The organism is Janthinobacterium sp. PAMC25594 (assembly GCF_019443505.1).
Classification (GTDB): domain Bacteria; phylum Pseudomonadota; class Gammaproteobacteria; order Burkholderiales; family Burkholderiaceae_D; genus Janthinobacterium.
Genome location: NZ_CP080377.1, coordinates 4,449,128 through 4,463,834, shown reverse-complemented (window position 1 = coordinate 4,463,834; position 14,707 = coordinate 4,449,128). Strand labels below are relative to the sequence as shown.

Annotated in this window: 15 protein-coding genes; 4 read left to right on the top strand and 11 right to left on the bottom strand. The window is 63.2% G+C overall.

The window, feature by feature from the left end; translation table 11 throughout:
- Positions 1–6: 6 nt before the first annotated feature.
- Positions 7–816 (bottom strand): 4-hydroxy-tetrahydrodipicolinate reductase, encoded by an 810-nt coding sequence (gene dapB, locus KY494_RS19970; RefSeq protein ID WP_219887963.1) that lies wholly within the window; start codon positions 814–816, stop codon positions 7–9.
- A 19-nt stretch (positions 817–835) separates the two neighbouring features.
- Complete coding sequence (bamE, locus tag KY494_RS19965; protein ID WP_258194954.1) at positions 836–1,441, bottom strand: outer membrane protein assembly factor BamE; 606 nt, start codon at positions 1,439–1,441, stop codon at positions 836–838.
- A 195-nt stretch (positions 1,442–1,636) separates the two neighbouring features.
- On the opposite strand from bamE, the gene fur reads away from it, so the two are divergent.
- Positions 1,637–2,068 (top strand): ferric iron uptake transcriptional regulator, encoded by a 432-nt coding sequence (gene fur, locus KY494_RS19960; RefSeq protein ID WP_099761922.1) that lies wholly within the window; start codon positions 1,637–1,639, stop codon positions 2,066–2,068.
- Between the two features lie 48 nt (positions 2,069–2,116).
- On the opposite strand, the gene hrcA is transcribed toward fur, so the two are convergent.
- Positions 2,117–3,133, bottom strand: coding sequence for a heat-inducible transcriptional repressor HrcA (gene hrcA, locus KY494_RS19955; protein ID WP_219887962.1), 1,017 nt, complete (start codon positions 3,131–3,133; stop codon positions 2,117–2,119).
- 114 nt (positions 3,134–3,247) lie between these two features.
- Positions 3,248–3,973, bottom strand: coding sequence for an HAD family hydrolase (locus tag KY494_RS19950; protein ID WP_219887961.1), 726 nt, complete (start codon positions 3,971–3,973; stop codon positions 3,248–3,250).
- 244 nt (positions 3,974–4,217) lie between these two features.
- Between KY494_RS19950 and KY494_RS19945 the strand changes: the two genes are divergently transcribed.
- Together KY494_RS19945 and KY494_RS19940 are read left to right on the top strand one after the other, a co-directional pair.
- A complete protein-coding gene (locus KY494_RS19945; protein ID WP_219887960.1) occupies positions 4,218–4,820 on the top strand; it encodes a hypothetical protein in 603 nt (200 codons plus the stop codon).
- 36 nt (positions 4,821–4,856) lie between these two features.
- Positions 4,857–5,462: a hypothetical protein gene (locus KY494_RS19940; RefSeq protein WP_219132474.1), complete on the top strand. Its 606-nt coding sequence runs from the start codon at positions 4,857–4,859 to the stop codon at positions 5,460–5,462.
- A gap of 179 nt (positions 5,463–5,641) precedes the next feature.
- Here the strand turns inward: KY494_RS19940 and mmsB are convergent, their stop codons facing one another.
- Genes mmsB through KY494_RS19915 form a run of 5 tightly spaced genes read right to left on the bottom strand, consistent with a single transcriptional unit; the run spans position 5,642 to position 11,139 of the window.
- A complete protein-coding gene (gene mmsB / locus KY494_RS19935; RefSeq protein WP_219132473.1) occupies positions 5,642–6,547 on the bottom strand; it encodes a 3-hydroxyisobutyrate dehydrogenase in 906 nt (301 codons plus the stop codon).
- A 23-nt stretch (positions 6,548–6,570) separates the two neighbouring features.
- A complete protein-coding gene (locus KY494_RS19930) occupies positions 6,571–7,686 on the bottom strand; it encodes an enoyl-CoA hydratase/isomerase family protein (RefSeq protein ID WP_219887959.1) in 1,116 nt (371 codons plus the stop codon).
- Positions 7,679–8,464, bottom strand: a complete 786-nt coding sequence (locus KY494_RS19925; protein WP_219132471.1) for an enoyl-CoA hydratase — start codon at positions 8,462–8,464, stop codon at positions 7,679–7,681. The genes KY494_RS19930 and KY494_RS19925 overlap by 8 nt, the downstream gene beginning before the upstream one ends.
- Positions 8,461–9,621 (bottom strand): acyl-CoA dehydrogenase family protein, encoded by a 1,161-nt coding sequence (locus KY494_RS19920; RefSeq protein ID WP_219887958.1) that lies wholly within the window; start codon positions 9,619–9,621, stop codon positions 8,461–8,463. The genes KY494_RS19925 and KY494_RS19920 overlap by 4 nt, the downstream gene beginning before the upstream one ends.
- Before the next feature lie 9 nt (positions 9,622–9,630).
- Positions 9,631–11,139, bottom strand: a complete 1,509-nt coding sequence (locus KY494_RS19915) for a CoA-acylating methylmalonate-semialdehyde dehydrogenase (protein ID WP_099761914.1) — start codon at positions 11,137–11,139, stop codon at positions 9,631–9,633.
- Positions 11,140–11,295: 156 nt separating this feature from the next.
- Between KY494_RS19915 and KY494_RS19910 the strand changes: the two genes are divergently transcribed.
- A complete protein-coding gene (locus tag KY494_RS19910) occupies positions 11,296–12,678 on the top strand; it encodes a short-chain fatty acyl-CoA regulator family protein (protein ID WP_219887957.1) in 1,383 nt (460 codons plus the stop codon).
- Between the two features lies 1 nt (position 12,679).
- Here KY494_RS19910 and KY494_RS19905 read toward each other — a convergent pair whose 3' ends face one another.
- Together KY494_RS19905 and KY494_RS19900 are read right to left on the bottom strand one after the other, a co-directional pair.
- On the bottom strand, positions 12,680–13,735 hold the full coding sequence (locus KY494_RS19905) for an adenosine deaminase (RefSeq protein ID WP_219887956.1): 1,056 nt from the start codon (positions 13,733–13,735) through the stop codon (positions 12,680–12,682).
- Positions 13,736–13,760: 25 nt separating this feature from the next.
- Positions 13,761–14,705 carry a nucleoside hydrolase gene (locus tag KY494_RS19900; protein WP_258194343.1) on the bottom strand — a complete coding sequence of 315 codons (945 nt, stop codon included), beginning with the start codon at positions 14,703–14,705 and terminating at the stop codon, positions 13,761–13,763.
- Positions 14,706–14,707 lie beyond the last annotated feature (2 nt).

Sequence of the window (14,707 nt, the reverse complement as noted above, 5' to 3'; positions counted from 1 at the left end):
TCTTCCTCAGTTCTTCAGCGACAGCACATCCTGCATGTCGAACAGGCCGGTCGGCTTGTCGGCCAGGAAACGCGCGGCGCGCAGCGCGCCGTGGGCGTAGGTGACGCGGCTGCTCGACTTGTGGCTGATCTCGATGCGCTCGCCGATGCCGGCAAACAGCACCGTATGATCGCCGACGATATCGCCGCCGCGGATGGTGGCAAAGCCGATGGTCGACGGGTCGCGTTCGCCCGTCACGCCTTCGCGGCCGTACACGGCGCATTCCTTCAGGTCGCGGCCCAGGGCGCCGGCCACCACTTCACCCATTTGCAGGGCGGTGCCCGATGGCGCGTCGACCTTGTGGCGGTGATGCGCTTCGACGATTTCGATGTCGTAGCCTTCGGACAGGCTTTTCGCGGCCAGTTCCAGCAACTTCATGGTGACATTCACGCCCACGCTCATGTTCGGCGCGAACATGATGGCCGTCTTTTCGGCGGCGGCGGCAATGGCCGCCTTGCCCGCGTCATCGAAGCCGGTGGTGCCGATGATCATCTTGATGCCGTGCTCGGCGCAATACGCCAGGTGCTGCAAAGTGCCTTCGGGGCGCGTGAAGTCGATCAGGTAATCGGCGCCGGCCAGGCCGGTGGCCAAATCGGATTCGATCAGCACGCCGGCAGGCTTGCCCAGAAAGGCGGCGGCGTCCTGGCCGACGGACGGCGAACCAGCGCGGTCGAGCGCACCGGCCAGCACGGCGTCGGGCGCGTTGCTGACGGCTTCGATCAGGATATGGCCCATGCGGCCGCTGGCGCCAGCGATGGCGATTTTCAGTTCAGTCATTTTATTCTCTTACAGCAACTTATTTGGTGGGCTCGGCGGCAGGTGCAGGTGCAACTTCAGGCTTGCTCACAGGAATGGCGGGAGCGGCATCGGCCGGCACGGGCACGGCGCTCGGCGCCACGGGCGACGGCACGGCGGCGGCAGGCACGTCGGCCTTGGCGACCTTGGCGAACGGCGACGGACCGGCGATGCGGTCGATGTATTCTTTCTCGGTCGGCAAGTTGCCGCCTTCGAAACGGGCTACCTTGCCTTCTTTATCAAAGAACACAACCACGCGGCTGCTGGTGGTTTCGCCACTGCCCCGGGCCAGGCGGAATGGATAATCCCAGCGGTCGGCATGGAAAATATCGGTCAACAGCGAGGTGCCGAGGACGAAACGTACCTGATCGCGCGTCATGCCCACTTTCAACTGGGCCAGCATCTCTTCGGAGACAAAGTTGCCTTGTTGAATGTCAGGACGATACGGCGAGAAAAACCACATGAATTTTTGCAACGGCGTCACCGTGGTGGTCTGCGCACCTTTTTCCGGAACGACTTCCTGGCCTTCCTTGAGCGTCACCGCCGGCTTTTCGCCAAGGATGCCGCGGCTGGCGCAGCCGGACATGACCAGCGCGACACAGACCATGCCTGCCACGACTGGTGCTCGAAATGAAATACGGTGCCAGAGAGATGGCAATACAGCCGGTGTTACGCGCATAAATGACCTCAATTGGATGAACAAAACGCCAGGAGTGACCGGCCTGCCAAAAAATGCATATTTTGGCACTCCCCGACAAAACGCTATATGATAAAGCACCTGACCCACATACGAGCAACAAACATGAGTAACAATCCTAGTGATCTCAAGGCAAGCGGCCTGAAAGCCACCCTGCCACGCCTGAAGATACTCGATATCTTCCAGAGTAGCCCGGTACGCCACCTGACAGCGGAAGACGTCTATAAAATTCTGCTGGCCGACAATATGGATGTCGGTTTGGCAACCGTCTACCGTGTCCTGACGCAGTTTGAACAGGCAGGCTTGCTCAACCGCAACCATTTTGAAACCGGCAAGGCAATTTTCGAACTCAACGAAGGTTCCCACCACGACCATCTGGTGTGCCTCGACTGTGGCCGGGTCGAAGAATTCTTCGACGAAGAGATCGAAATCCGCCAGCAAAAAGTGGCTGAAGAGCGCGGCTTCAAGATCGCCGAACACGCCTTGGCCATCTACGGCAACTGCATCAAGACGGCTTGCCCGCATAAAACCGCCTGACGCTTGCCAGCCGCTCCCACGGGGCGGCTGGCACGGCATGGAGCAGCATCAATGATGGCTGAGCGCGCTTGACAGCAGTTTGGCCGTGATATCGACGATCGGAATGACGCGCTCGTAAGCCATGCGCGTCGGTCCGATCACTCCCAGCGTTCCCACGATCTTGCCGTTGACTTCATACGGCGCCGTCACCACGCTCATCTCGTCCATCGGCACCAGGTTCGATTCGCCGCCGATGAAAATCTGCACGCCCGTCGCCTTGCTCGACACGTCGAGCAGCTGCATCAAGCCCGTTTTTTGCTCGAACATGTCGAACATCTGGCGCAGCGAATGCATATTCGATGACAGATCGCTCACGCTGAGCAAGTTGCGTTCACCGGAAATGACCATGTCGTCGCTATGGTCGGCCATCGCTTCGCTGCCCGCTTCCACGGCCGCCTGCATCAGGCTGCCCATGTCGTCGCGCAGCTGGCGCAGTTCGCCCTGCAGGCGCACGCGCACGGCGTCGAATGACAGGCCGCCATAATTCTGGTTGATGTAATTGGCCGATTGCACCAGTTGCGCCGGCGTATAGTCGGCTTCCGTCAGCAATAAACGGTTCTGCACGTCGCCGCTCGGGGCAACGATGACGAGCAGGATGCGCTTTTCGGACAGGCGCAGGAATTCGATTTGCTGGAACACGGATTCGCGGCGCGGACTGAGCACGACGCCGGCGAATTGCGACAGCGACGACAGCATCTGCGCCGCGTTGGCGATGGTTTTTTGCGGCTGCGGCGTCTGCAGGCGCATGCGCGATTCCACCATGTGCTCGTCCAGATGCCGGACGGTCAGCAAGGTGTCGACAAAGATGCGGTAGCCGCGCGGCGTGGGAATGCGTCCGGCCGAGGTGTGCGGACTGGACACATAACCGAGCTCTTCCAGATCGGCCATGATGTTGCGGATCGTGGCCGGCGACAGGTCGAGGCCGGAAATTTTCGACAGGGCGCGCGAACCGACCGGCAGGCCGTCGGCGATATATCGCTCGACCAGGGCTTTCAGCAGTGTTTGGGCACGTGTATCGAGTTGCATGGTGTCTTAGTTAAGCCAGTATTTTTAGCAAGTATTTTTTAGGCAAGCGGCAACGAAAGCGGCCGAACGTGCAGTAACAGCACCTATTATGCACGTTCGCCCGTCCGGCGGCGATCAATCTTCCAGTTGCCCCTGCAGCCACAGCAGCAATTCATCAAAGTTGGCGCAGATGGCGTCGGGCTGCACGCCGGCGGCCAGGTGGGCGTCGCTGCCCTTGCGGTTCATCCACACGGCACGCATGCCCGCGCCCTGCGCACCCGTCACGTCGAAATACAGGTCGTCGCCCACATACACGGCTTCATGCGGGGCCACTTCCAGCGCGGCGCAGGCAGCCAGGAAGATACTGGCATCGGGCTTGGCCACGCCAAAGTCGCTGGCGGCGATCGATACCTTGAAATGCTGCGCCAGGCCGATAATTTCAAGGTCCGCATTGCCATTCGAGATGGAGCCGACCAGCATGCGCTGGCGCATCCAGGCCAGGCCCGGCAAGACGTCGTCATACGGCTGGACGCGATGGCGCGCGGCCAGGAACTGCGCGATGGCGCCGTCGACCAGGGCGGCATCCTCGCCGGCAGCCTCGAAGGCGGCCAGCAGGCCGGCGCGGCGCAACTCGATCAGGTTGCCATGGAAATGCGGTTGTTCGTTCAGCATGGCCAGACGGTGCTGGCGCAGCATCTCGATGGAAAACTGCTGCGCCACTCTGGGCGCATGCGTGGCCAGCCAGTCGTGCAGCAGGGTTTCTGCGGCGGCAATCACGGGCGCGATGGGCCACAAGGTATCGTCGAGATCGAACAGGATGGCCTTGGGCGGCACGGCGGGTTTGACAGGAGCAAGGGACATGGGACTCACGGTGGATGCCGCGCCACGATGCGCACGCTGCATGTATTGTCGCACCGATCGCCGCCGCCGGCATGGCTGCGCCCCCATGAAATGGGGCCGGGCCAGCGCTTCCCGGCGAAAAATTGTTACAGGGTGATACAAGGCAAGATCATTCGGCTTGCCAGATAGACTAAAATAGGCGCCATTCCAATGCGGCGCCAGCGTCCGCGTTGCGCTACCCAACCTGATTCGTTTTGGAGAATGTATGAAAAATTTGTACCTGCGCTCGATGCTGGCGGCGGCTTGCGCCGTCACACTGGCAGCCTGCGGCGGCAGCGGCGGCAACCTGTATCTGAGTGGCCAAGTGTCCAGTCTGGCAAAAGAGGGCCTGATTCTGCTGAATAATGGCGAAAGCTTGCCCGTTTCTGCGGGCCAGGCCTCCTTTGTTTTCACCAAGCTGCTCAAGACCGATGAGCGCTACGATATCAGCATCGCGCAGCAGCCAAAGGGCGCCGTGTGCACCATTACCAATGGCAGCGGCAAGGCAACGAGCTATTCCGTGAGCACGGCCGTCGTGAGCTGCACGACCAATACCTACCCGCTGAGCGGCACGATCACGGGCCTGACTGCCAACAATCTGCAACTGGTGAACGGCTCCAACGATAGCATCAGCCCGCTGGCTGGCAGCAGCAGCTTTACTTTCCGGCAGGTAGCCGATGGCGCGAGCTACAACATTTCCGTAAAGTCCAATCCTGACGGCCTGATTTGCAAATTCCAGGGTTCTGGCAGCGCGGACGGCCACGATACTATCGGCACCATGGGTTCGAGCGCCACCAACACGTCGACACTGAACTGCGCGCCGAAGTAAGCCGCGCCATTCGTCCACCTTATTTTGGAGAAATATATGAAGTTATCCTGCCTGCGCCCTCTGGCCGCGCTGTTGCTGACCGTGGGACTGGCCGCTTGCGGCGGCAAAGCCTCGTACGATGTCAGCGGCACCATCTCTGGCCTGAACAATGACGGCCTGGTCCTGGCCAACGGCGGCGACACCGTCGCGCGGCCTGCCGGCTCCACCACGTTCACCTTTCCCAAGCGCATAGACTACGGCACCGACTACAACATTACCGTGCAGACGCCGCCAGCCCACATGAATTGCGCCGTCCAGGGCGGCACAGGGTCGGCCGGCCACTACATCAGCATCCAGGCTGCCGTCATCTGCCAGCAAAATGCTTACCCGGTCGGGGGCACGATTACGGGACTGACCGTTGCCGGCCTGGTCCTGGCCAACGGCAGCAGCCTCCAACAGTTGACCCTGATAAAAGACGCTGCCACGTTCGCCATGCCTGACCTGGTTGCCGATGGCCGCTCGTTCGGCATCAGCGTGATCACCAGCCCCGCTGGCCTGCAATGCAAGGTACAGACCGATCCGGCCACGGGCTTGTCGACCGGCGTGGGCACCATGGGCGCGGCGGCCGTTACTTCCGTGAAGATCGCCTGCGTTGCCGCATAAGTGATCGCGGCGGCCGGCGGCCGCCCCGAAGAGATATCACGAAAATCAATAATTGATATTCCAAAGATAAATTGGAGTTATATGTGGCGATGCAGCATAATGCATCTGTCTCCTCCAACTCTTCCAAGAATTGGCTTTAGCCCGCTTTTACCAGCGGGCTTTTTTTTGCCCAAAATTTCTCAGGCGGCAGGCGTTTGCAAACCAGGCTGCAGCATGTGCACGATGCTGGAGAAATCCTGCTGCGCATAACCGGCTTGCGCATGCATCTGGTACAGCTGGCGCACCAGGCCGCCCAGTGGCGTAGGCGCGTTCGCCGACAAGGCCGACTGCTGCGCCAGGCCCAGGTCTTTCAGCATCAGCGCCGTGCCGAAGCCGCCCGTGTAATTGCGCGACGCGGGCGTGCCGTCCATGACACCGGGCCACGGGTTGTACACTTCCAGGGTCCAGTTACGGCCCGAACTCTTGGCCATGATGTCGGACAACACTTTCGGATCGAGGCCATGCGCCACGCCCAGGTTCAGCGCCTCGGCCGTCCCCGCCATCAAGATACCTAGCAGCATATTGTTGCAAATCTTCGCCACCTGGCCCGCGCCCGCCTCGCCCGCATGGAAGATGTTCTTGCCCATCTTTTCCAGCAGGGGCCGCGCCTGCTGCAAGGCCGCTACGCTGCCGCCGACGATGAACGTCAGGGTGCCGGCCGCCGCGCCTGCCGTGCCGCCCGAGACAGGCGCATCGATCATGGCAAAGCCGCGCTCGCTGGCCGCCTGCGCCACCTGGCGCGCCACGTCGGCCGCGATGGTGCTGCAATCGATGAACAGGGCGCCGGGCTTGGCCGAGTCGAGCACGCCGCCGGCGCCCAGGTACAGTTCCTGCACGTGCTTGTTGGCTGGCAGCATGGTGATGACGGCGTCGGCCGTCTGCACGGCCGCGCTGGCGGACGCGGCCGCCGTGGCGCCCGCTTCGACCAGCGACGCCACTGCCGCTGGCGCCAGGTCGAACACGGACACGTGGAAGCCGGCGGCCACCAGGTTGCGGGCCATCGGCGCGCCCATGTTGCCCAGGCCGATAAAAGCGATATGTTGCATTTTTAGAGTCTCCTGTTGTTCTTTTACTGCAGGTCGCGCAAAGGATGGCTATCCCATGGCGCCGTGAAATATTCATTGAGATACGCCGCGCTGACGTCGGCCAGGTTGGCCGGCTGCCACTGCGGCGCGTTGTCCTTGTCGATCAGCAAGGCACGCACGCCTTCGCTGAAGTCTGCGTGGGCGCAGCATTGCACGGCAACGATCAGTTCCAGCTGGAACACTTGCGCCAGGCTCAGATGAAGAGTGCGTTCGCGCATGGCCCACACCAGCGCGGCCGAAGTGGGCGCGCCCTTGTGCAGCGAGTGGGCCGCCTTTTGCAGCCAGGCCGAATCGCCGTCATACGCGGCGATGGCGGCCACCACTTCGGACAAGGTGGGCGCTTGCGTCAGCGCGGCGATGGCGTCGAAATTGGCGCGCACTTCGGAGACGGGCAGCATCGATGCCGGGGCCGATAAGCCGCGCAGCAAACGGCTCAGCTGCTGATGGTTCGCGGGCGCATCCACTTGCCATTGCGCCAGCGCCAGCGCGTCGAGCACCATGGCGCGCTCTTCCTGGCGCAGGAAATAGTCGCCGAGGCCCGCAAACAGGGCATCGGCCGCGTTCATGGGCGCGCCCGTCAAGCCCAGGAACAGGCCGCTGCGTCCCGGCATGCGGCCCAGGAACCAGCTGCCGCCCACGTCGGGAAACAGGCCGATCGTGATTTCCGGCATGGCGATACGCGTGCTTTCCGTCACCACTTTGTGGCTGGCACCGGCCATCAGGCCCAGACCGCCGCCCATGACGATGCCGCCGCCCCACACCAGCAGCGGTTTCACATAGGTATGGATGCGGTGGTCGAGCCGGTATTCCTCGGTAAAGAAGGCCAGCGCCTGCGGATTCGGCACGACGCCAGGCTGCTCGACCACGGCAGTGCGCAAGCTGCGCACGTCGCCGCCCGCGCAAAAGGCCTTGTCGGTCGACGATTGCAGCACCACGCAGGCGATGGCATCGTCAGCGGCCCAGCGCACCAGCGCGCCATCGATGGCGCGGATCATTTCCAGGGTCAGCGCGTGCAGGGATTTCGGCGCATCGAGCGTGATGACGCCCAGCTTCATGCCGCCAGGACAGTCGCGCTCTTCTATCTTGACGGTCTCAACCATTCTTCCACTCCGCCGGACGTTTTTCCAGGAACGCTTGCACGCCCTCTTTCTGGTCTTGCGTATCGAACAGGCCCAGGAACAGGGTGCGTTCGTCGGGCAGGGAATTGACGAGCGGATGGCTGCGCGCGCCCTGGATCAGGGTCTTGCATGCCGTCACGCTGCTGGGGCTCTGGCGCGCCACCTTGGCGGCCAGCGCCAGCGCCGTGGCGGCAGCCTTGCCGGTTGGCACGACTTCCTCGACGAGGCCGATGGCCAGGGCCTTGGCCGCGTCGACCCGCTCGCCGCATAAAATCATGCGCTTGGCCCAGCCTTCGCCCACCAGCCACGGCAAGTGCTGTGTGCCGCCCGCGCACGGCAGCAAGCCGACCGATGCTTCCGGCAAGGCCATCTGCGCATGTTCTTCGGCGATGCGGATGTCGCAGGCGAGCGCGCATTCGAGCCCGCCGCCCATGGCATAGCCATTGATGGCGGCGATGCTGACGCCGCGAAACGCGGACAACGCCTCGAACGCCTCGCCAAACGCGGCGGCCATGGCGAACGCCGTGTCTTTATTGCCATCGGCAAACACTTTCAGATCGGCGCCGGCCGAGAAAAACTTGGCGCCGCCGCCCGTGATCACGAGCGCATACACGTCGGCGTCCGCATTCAGGTCGGCCACCAGCTCTTTCAGCGCGTTCAGGCTGGCCAGGGTCCACGTGTGGGCGGGCGGGTTATCGAGGGTCACCAGGGCCGTATGGCCACGGCGTTCCAGCAGCAGGTTGGTATACACTTTAGTCATCGTAAGGTCTCCGTGGCGCCGTCTTTCAAAATCGCTCGCGCGACGATCAGGCGCATGATTTCATTCGTCCCTTCCAGGATCTGATGCACGCGCGTGTCGCGCACGTGGCGCTCAAGCGGGTACTCGCGGATGTAGCCGTAGCCGCCATGCAATTGCAGCGCATCGTTGGCGACATTAAAACCCACATCCGTGGCGAAACGCTTTGCCATGGCGCAATATGCGGTGGCATCCGGGCTTTCCTGGTCGAGTTTCCAAGCTGCCAGGCGCACCATCTGGCGCGCCGCCACCAGCTCCGTCAGCATGTCGGCCAGCTTGAATTGCAAGGCCTGGAACTGCGCCAGCTCGCGGCCGAATTGCGTGCGCTCCTTCATGTAGGCTTGCGCCCGCGTCAAGGCCGCCTGTGCCGTGCCCACCGAGCATACGGCGATGTTGATGCGCCCGCCATCGATGCCCTTCATGGCAATCGCAAAGCCTTCGCCTTCCGCGCCCAGCAAGTTAGCAACAGGCACTTTCACTTGGTCAAAGCTGATGATGCGCGTGGGCTGGCTGTTCCAGCCCATCTTTTCTTCCTTCTTGCCATACACGATGCCGGGCAAATTCGCCGGCACGGCAAACGCGGAAATGCCGGCCGCGCCCTCGCCGCCCGTGCGCGCCATGACGATCAGCATGTCCGTCTGGCCCGCGCCGGAGATAAACGCTTTCGTACCATCGAGCACGTAAAAATCGCCGTCCTTCACAGCTTTGGTGCGCAAGGAGGCCGCGTCGGAACCGGACTGCGGTTCCGTCAGGCAATAGCTGGCCAGCTTCTGGCCGGCGGCCAGGGCCGGCACCCACTCGTCGCACAGGGCTTCCGATCCCCAGCGCGACAGCATCCAGGTAGCCATGTTGTGTATCGTGATGTAAGCCGTGGTCGAGGTGCAGCCGCCGGCCAGTTCCTCAAAGACGATGGCCGCGTCCTGGCGCGACAGGCCCAGGCCGCCCCAGCGCTGCGGCGTGTACAGGCCGCAAAAGCCCATCTCGCCCGCCTTGGCAATCGTTTCCACGGGGAAGATCGATTCCGCATCCCAGCGGGCCGCGTGCGGCGCCAGTTCGCCTTCGGCAAACGCGCGCGCCGCCTGCTGGAACTCGCGCTGCTCGTCGCTCAATTCAAAGTCCATGCCAGCTCCTTACTTGAGGCTGATGGTGGTGTTGACCTTGCCCACCGAGGCCGCGTCCGTGAACCAGCGCTGGGTAATCGTCTGCGTCTGCGTGTAGAACAGCACGACCTGCTTGCCAAACGGACCCAGGTCGCCCAGCTTGGAGCCGCGCGAACCCGTAAAGCTGAACAGGGGAACGGGCACGGGAATCGGTACGTTGATGCCGACCTGGCCTACGTCGATTTCTTCCTGGAAATAACGCGCGGCCGCGCCGCTTTGCGTGAACAGCGCCGTGCCGTTGCCGTTCGGATTCGCGTTCACCAGGGCGATCGCTTCATCGAGCGTGTCGACTTCGACGACGATCAGGACGGGGCCAAAGATTTCCTGGTCATACACGACCATGCCGGGTTTCACGCCGGAGAGAATCGTCGGTCCGACGAAGTTGCCATTCGGATAGCCATCAACCTTCACGTCGCGGCCATCGAGGGTCAGCACGGCGCCCTGCTCGATGCCCTTGGCGACCAGGCTGAAGACGCGCTCTTTTGCCGCGCAGGAAATCACGGGACCCAGGTCGGGATTGTCCTTGCCCGCGCCCACCGTCAGGGTTTGCGCCTTGGCCGACAATTCCGGCAGCCACTCGCGCGCTGCGCCCACCAGCACGGCGACGGAGGCGGCCATGCAGCGCTGGCCGGCCGCGCCGAAGCCCGCGCCCAGCAACTGGTTCAGTGTCTGTTCTTTATTGGCATCAGGCAAAACGACGGCGTGGTTCTTGGCGCCCATCATGCATTGCGCGCGCTTGCCGTTCAGGCTGGCGCGCTGGTACACATGCGTGCCCACCTTGCTCGATCCCACGAACGAGATCGCCTTGATGTCCGGATGGTCGCACAGGGCGTTGACCACGTCTTCGCCGCCATGGATCACATTCAGCACGCCGGCCGGGATACCTGCCTGCAAGGCCAGGCGCACGAGTTTTTCCGTCACGAGCGGATCTTGCTCCGATGGTTTCAGCACGAACGTATTGCCGCAAGCAATCGCCATCGGGAACATCCACAGGGGGATCATGGCGGGGAAATTGAACGGGGTAATGCCGGCGCACACGCCCAGCGGCTGCATCACGCTGTAGGTATCGACGCCGCCAGCCACGTTTTGCGCATATTCGCCCATTTGCAGGGTGCCGATATTGGCGGCATGCTCGACCACTTCCAGGCCGCGGAAGACGTCGCCTTCCGCGTCGAGCAAAGTCTTGCCCTGTTCCATCGTCAGGGTGGCGGCCAGGTCGGCCATGTTTTCGCGTATCAACTGTTGCAGTTTGAGGAAGATGCGGGCGCGCGCGCCGATCGGCGTCTTGCGCCAGGTTTTAAACGCGCGCTGGGCCGAGGCGATGGCCGCGTTGACTTCGTCCGGCGTGGCGAACGGTACACGGGCCAGCACTTCCTGCGTGGCGGGATTGACGACGTCGCGCCAGACGGTGGTTTGGGATTCCACCCACTCGCCGTTGATCAAGAGGGGAACGGTCGGAATTGTTGTTTGCGTGGTCACTCGGTGTCTCCTGGTGTGGGTATGGTCTGTTTGCATTATTCGCATAATACGGCCCGCAAACAAGGCGTGAAAATGCGAGATAATGCAAAGCTGAATCTGTTAATCTGCAAAGATTGTAAATTTGCAGATTCCACAAACCGGGAAAGAGGAAGCGCGATGGCAAAGGTTTTCATGGGCGTGCGCCTGCAGCGGCTGCGCGAGGAACGGCGCATGACGCAGGTGGCGCTGGCCAAGTCCCTGGGCATTTCGCCCAGCTATCTGAACCAGATGGAGCGCAACCAGCGCCCGCTGACGGTGCCGATTCTGTTGCGCATCGGCACCGTACTGGGGGTCGATCCGCAAATCTTTTCCGAACACGACAGCGCCAGCCTGGTGGCGGACGTGCGCGACGTGTTCGGCGAATTGCCCGACGCGCCGCCCACCTCGATGGCGGAATTGAAAATGCTGGTGGAAAACATGCCGGAACTGGCGCGTTCGATTTTGCTCTTGCAGCGGCGTTACCGGGTGATGGCGGAACGGGCCGATACGCTGGCCGCGCGCCTCGACGACGGCAGCCGCGGCGCCAGCTCGGCGGCGCCCTCCACGGACGAGGAAGTGCGCGAATACCTGAACCGGCGGCAGAACTACATCGATGAGCTGGATAGGGCGGCGGAGCTGGTGGCGGGCGAACTCGATCCGCAGTTGCGCGCGCTCGACGCGCTGCAAAGCCGGCTGCTGGAGCGCCACGGCATCCAGGTGCAACTGTCCGATGGCGACGCGGGCATGGTGCGCAAGCACCGCTACGATGCCCAACAACACATATTGTGGCTGCCCGACACGCTGACGGGCGGCCAGCGCGCCTTCCAGATGGCGGCGCAAATCAGCCTGCTCGAGCACAGCGACTTGATCGACGCGCTGGTGCTGGCGGCGGGACTCTCGGGCGCGGCCGCGCAAACGAGCGCGCGCCTGGCGTTTTCCAATTATTTCGCCGGCGCCCTGCTGATGCCGTATCAACGCTTCCTGCAGGCGGCGGAAACGCGCGCCTACGATATCGAGCGCCTGGCGCACCAGTTTGGCGTGGGTTTCGAGGCCGTGTGCCATCGCCTGAGCACCATGCAACGCCCCGAGGCGGCGGGCTTGCCGTTTTTCTTCGTGCGCGTCGACCGCGCAGGCAATGTCTCGAAGCGCCAGTCGGCCACGGACTTTCACTTTTCACGGGTGGGCGGCACGTGTCCGTTGTGGATCGTCTACGACGCCTTCAGCCATCCGGGCCAGGTGCTGACGCAAGTGGCCAGCATGCCCGACGGCTGCACCTATTTATGGATTGCGCGCCAGGTCAGCACGGCCTCGCCGGGCTTCCGCGCGCCCGGCAAGACCTTTGCCGTGGCGCTCGGCTGCGACATCTCGCAGGCACATCGGCTGATCTATTCGAAGGGACTCGATCTGCATGACCCGAGCAGCGCCACGCCGATCGGCACGGGCTGCAAGGTATGCGAGCGGCAGGCGTGTCCGCAGCGGGCGTTTCCGTCGCTGCTGGCACCACCACCGGCGTCGGCCTGATTTACTCGACGACTCTTGCCCGCAGCGCGTCGAACTCGCGCGTAAATTCCGCGCGCCAGTCGCGCCGCGTGGACTCGTCGATCCAGGCCGCATCGAGGCCATTCAACATGAAACCGCGCATGTCATCGAGGCCGAAGCCGAATTCGCGCATCATCATCCAGGCGCCCGTCGGCGTCACGTGGTGCAGGGTCGGGTCGTCCGTGTTCGGATGCAGTTTCAGGCCCAGCTTGGCCATGGCGCGGATCGGGTGATCGAGCGCCCAGCGTTCGGGCGCCAGGGTGCGCAAATAATAGGAATTGGTCGGCACGACCGTAAACACCAGGCCACGCTCCACGCAGCGCTGCGCCAGCGCGGGATTATCGACGATCGTGTAGCCATGGTCGACCCGGTCCACCTGCAACTCGTCAATGGCCGTCGCCACGTTCATCCACGGCATGCCGAATTCGCCCGCGTGCGCCGTGCACTTGAAGCCGGCCTCGCGCGCGGCGCGGTAGGCTTCGATGAAGAGTTCCGGCGGGCGGTCGTTCTCGCGATAGTCGATGCCGATGCCGATCACTTCCGGCGCGCGGTGCGCCTTCATCCACGCCACCATCTGCACGGCTTCGGCAGGACTGGCTTCACGGTCGATGCTGGGGATCAGACGGCCGATCACGCCGAAGTCGCGCTGCGCGTCGCGGATGGCGGCCACGATGGCGTCTTGCGCCGCGTCATAGCGGATGCCCGACACGCGCACGGTGCCGGTCGGGTTCCAGAAGAACTCCGCGTAGCGCACGCCGTGGCCATGCACGTCTTCCAGGTATTCGTAGGCGAGGCAATACAGGTCGGTGGGCGAGACGATCAGGTGCGCATCGAGCGCGCGCAGCACGCGCAGCACGCCGACGGGCTTGTCGCCGCGCGTGTAAAACGCGTCGATTTCCTCGGGGGTGACGACATTGCCCGTCTTGGCGGCCAGCGCGCGGAAAGTCGCCTGGCGCACCGTGCCAAACAGGTGGCAGTGCAGCTCCACCTTCGGCATGGCGCGTAAAAACTGTTCGATGCTCAGGGGGGAATTAGACATGAAGCTCGTTTCGTAGTGAAGTGGGTCAGACGAGAATGGCGGCCAGGCGGCGCATCAGGCGCTCGATGGCGGCCGGGCCATCGGCCAGCATCGCCACTTGCGTGTTGATGGGCGCGCGGCGCGGCACGCGGAATTCGCACACCGTCATGCCGCGCGTCAGTTCGCCCGTCAATTCGATGGCCACGTGAGCCGGCTGGAACTGGAACAGCTGCGGCGCTTCCAGGTACAGCGCCACCACCGGGTCGTACATGGGCATGGGCACGGAGCCGTCGGCGCTGCGGATGCGCACATACGCTTCCAGGTAGCCGGCCAGACGCAGCGCGCGCGGCGTGCCGATGGCGCGCAGGCGTGCCACTTCCGCATTCGTCACCAGCAGCTGGCGGCACAGGTTCAAGCCGAACATGCGCAGCGCAATGCCGGCCTGGAACACCTGGGCGGCCGCTTCCGGGTCCGCATAGATATTGAATTCGGCCGCCGCCGTGTGGTTGCCCTGGTCGGTCGAGCCGCCCATCAGGATGATTTCGACGATTTTCCCGGCGATGTCGGGCGCCTTGGCCAGCGCGGTTGCGATATTGGTCATCGGCGCGATCGCCATGATGGTGATCTGGCCAGGATGCTTGCGCACGGCGGCGATCAGCGCGTCGACGGCGTGGCCGGGAGCATCCGTGGCGGCGCCCGGCGGCAGGATGTCGCCCGTCGTCGGCATGCCGCTGTCGCCGAGGATGCGCTGCGCCGTTTCGATCACGCCGGCCAGCGGTTCTTCGCAGCCCCGGTAAATGGGCACCGTCAAGCCATCATGCGCCTTGATGCGCAAGGCATTGTCGTAAGTGATGGCGACGGGCGCATTGCCCGCCACCACGCTCACGCCCAGCCACTCGATGTCGGGATTGCTGCCAAGCAGCAACATCGTCAGCCAGTCGTCGAAACCGGGATCGGTGTCGAGCCAGATTTTTTTCAAGGCTTGGGTCATGA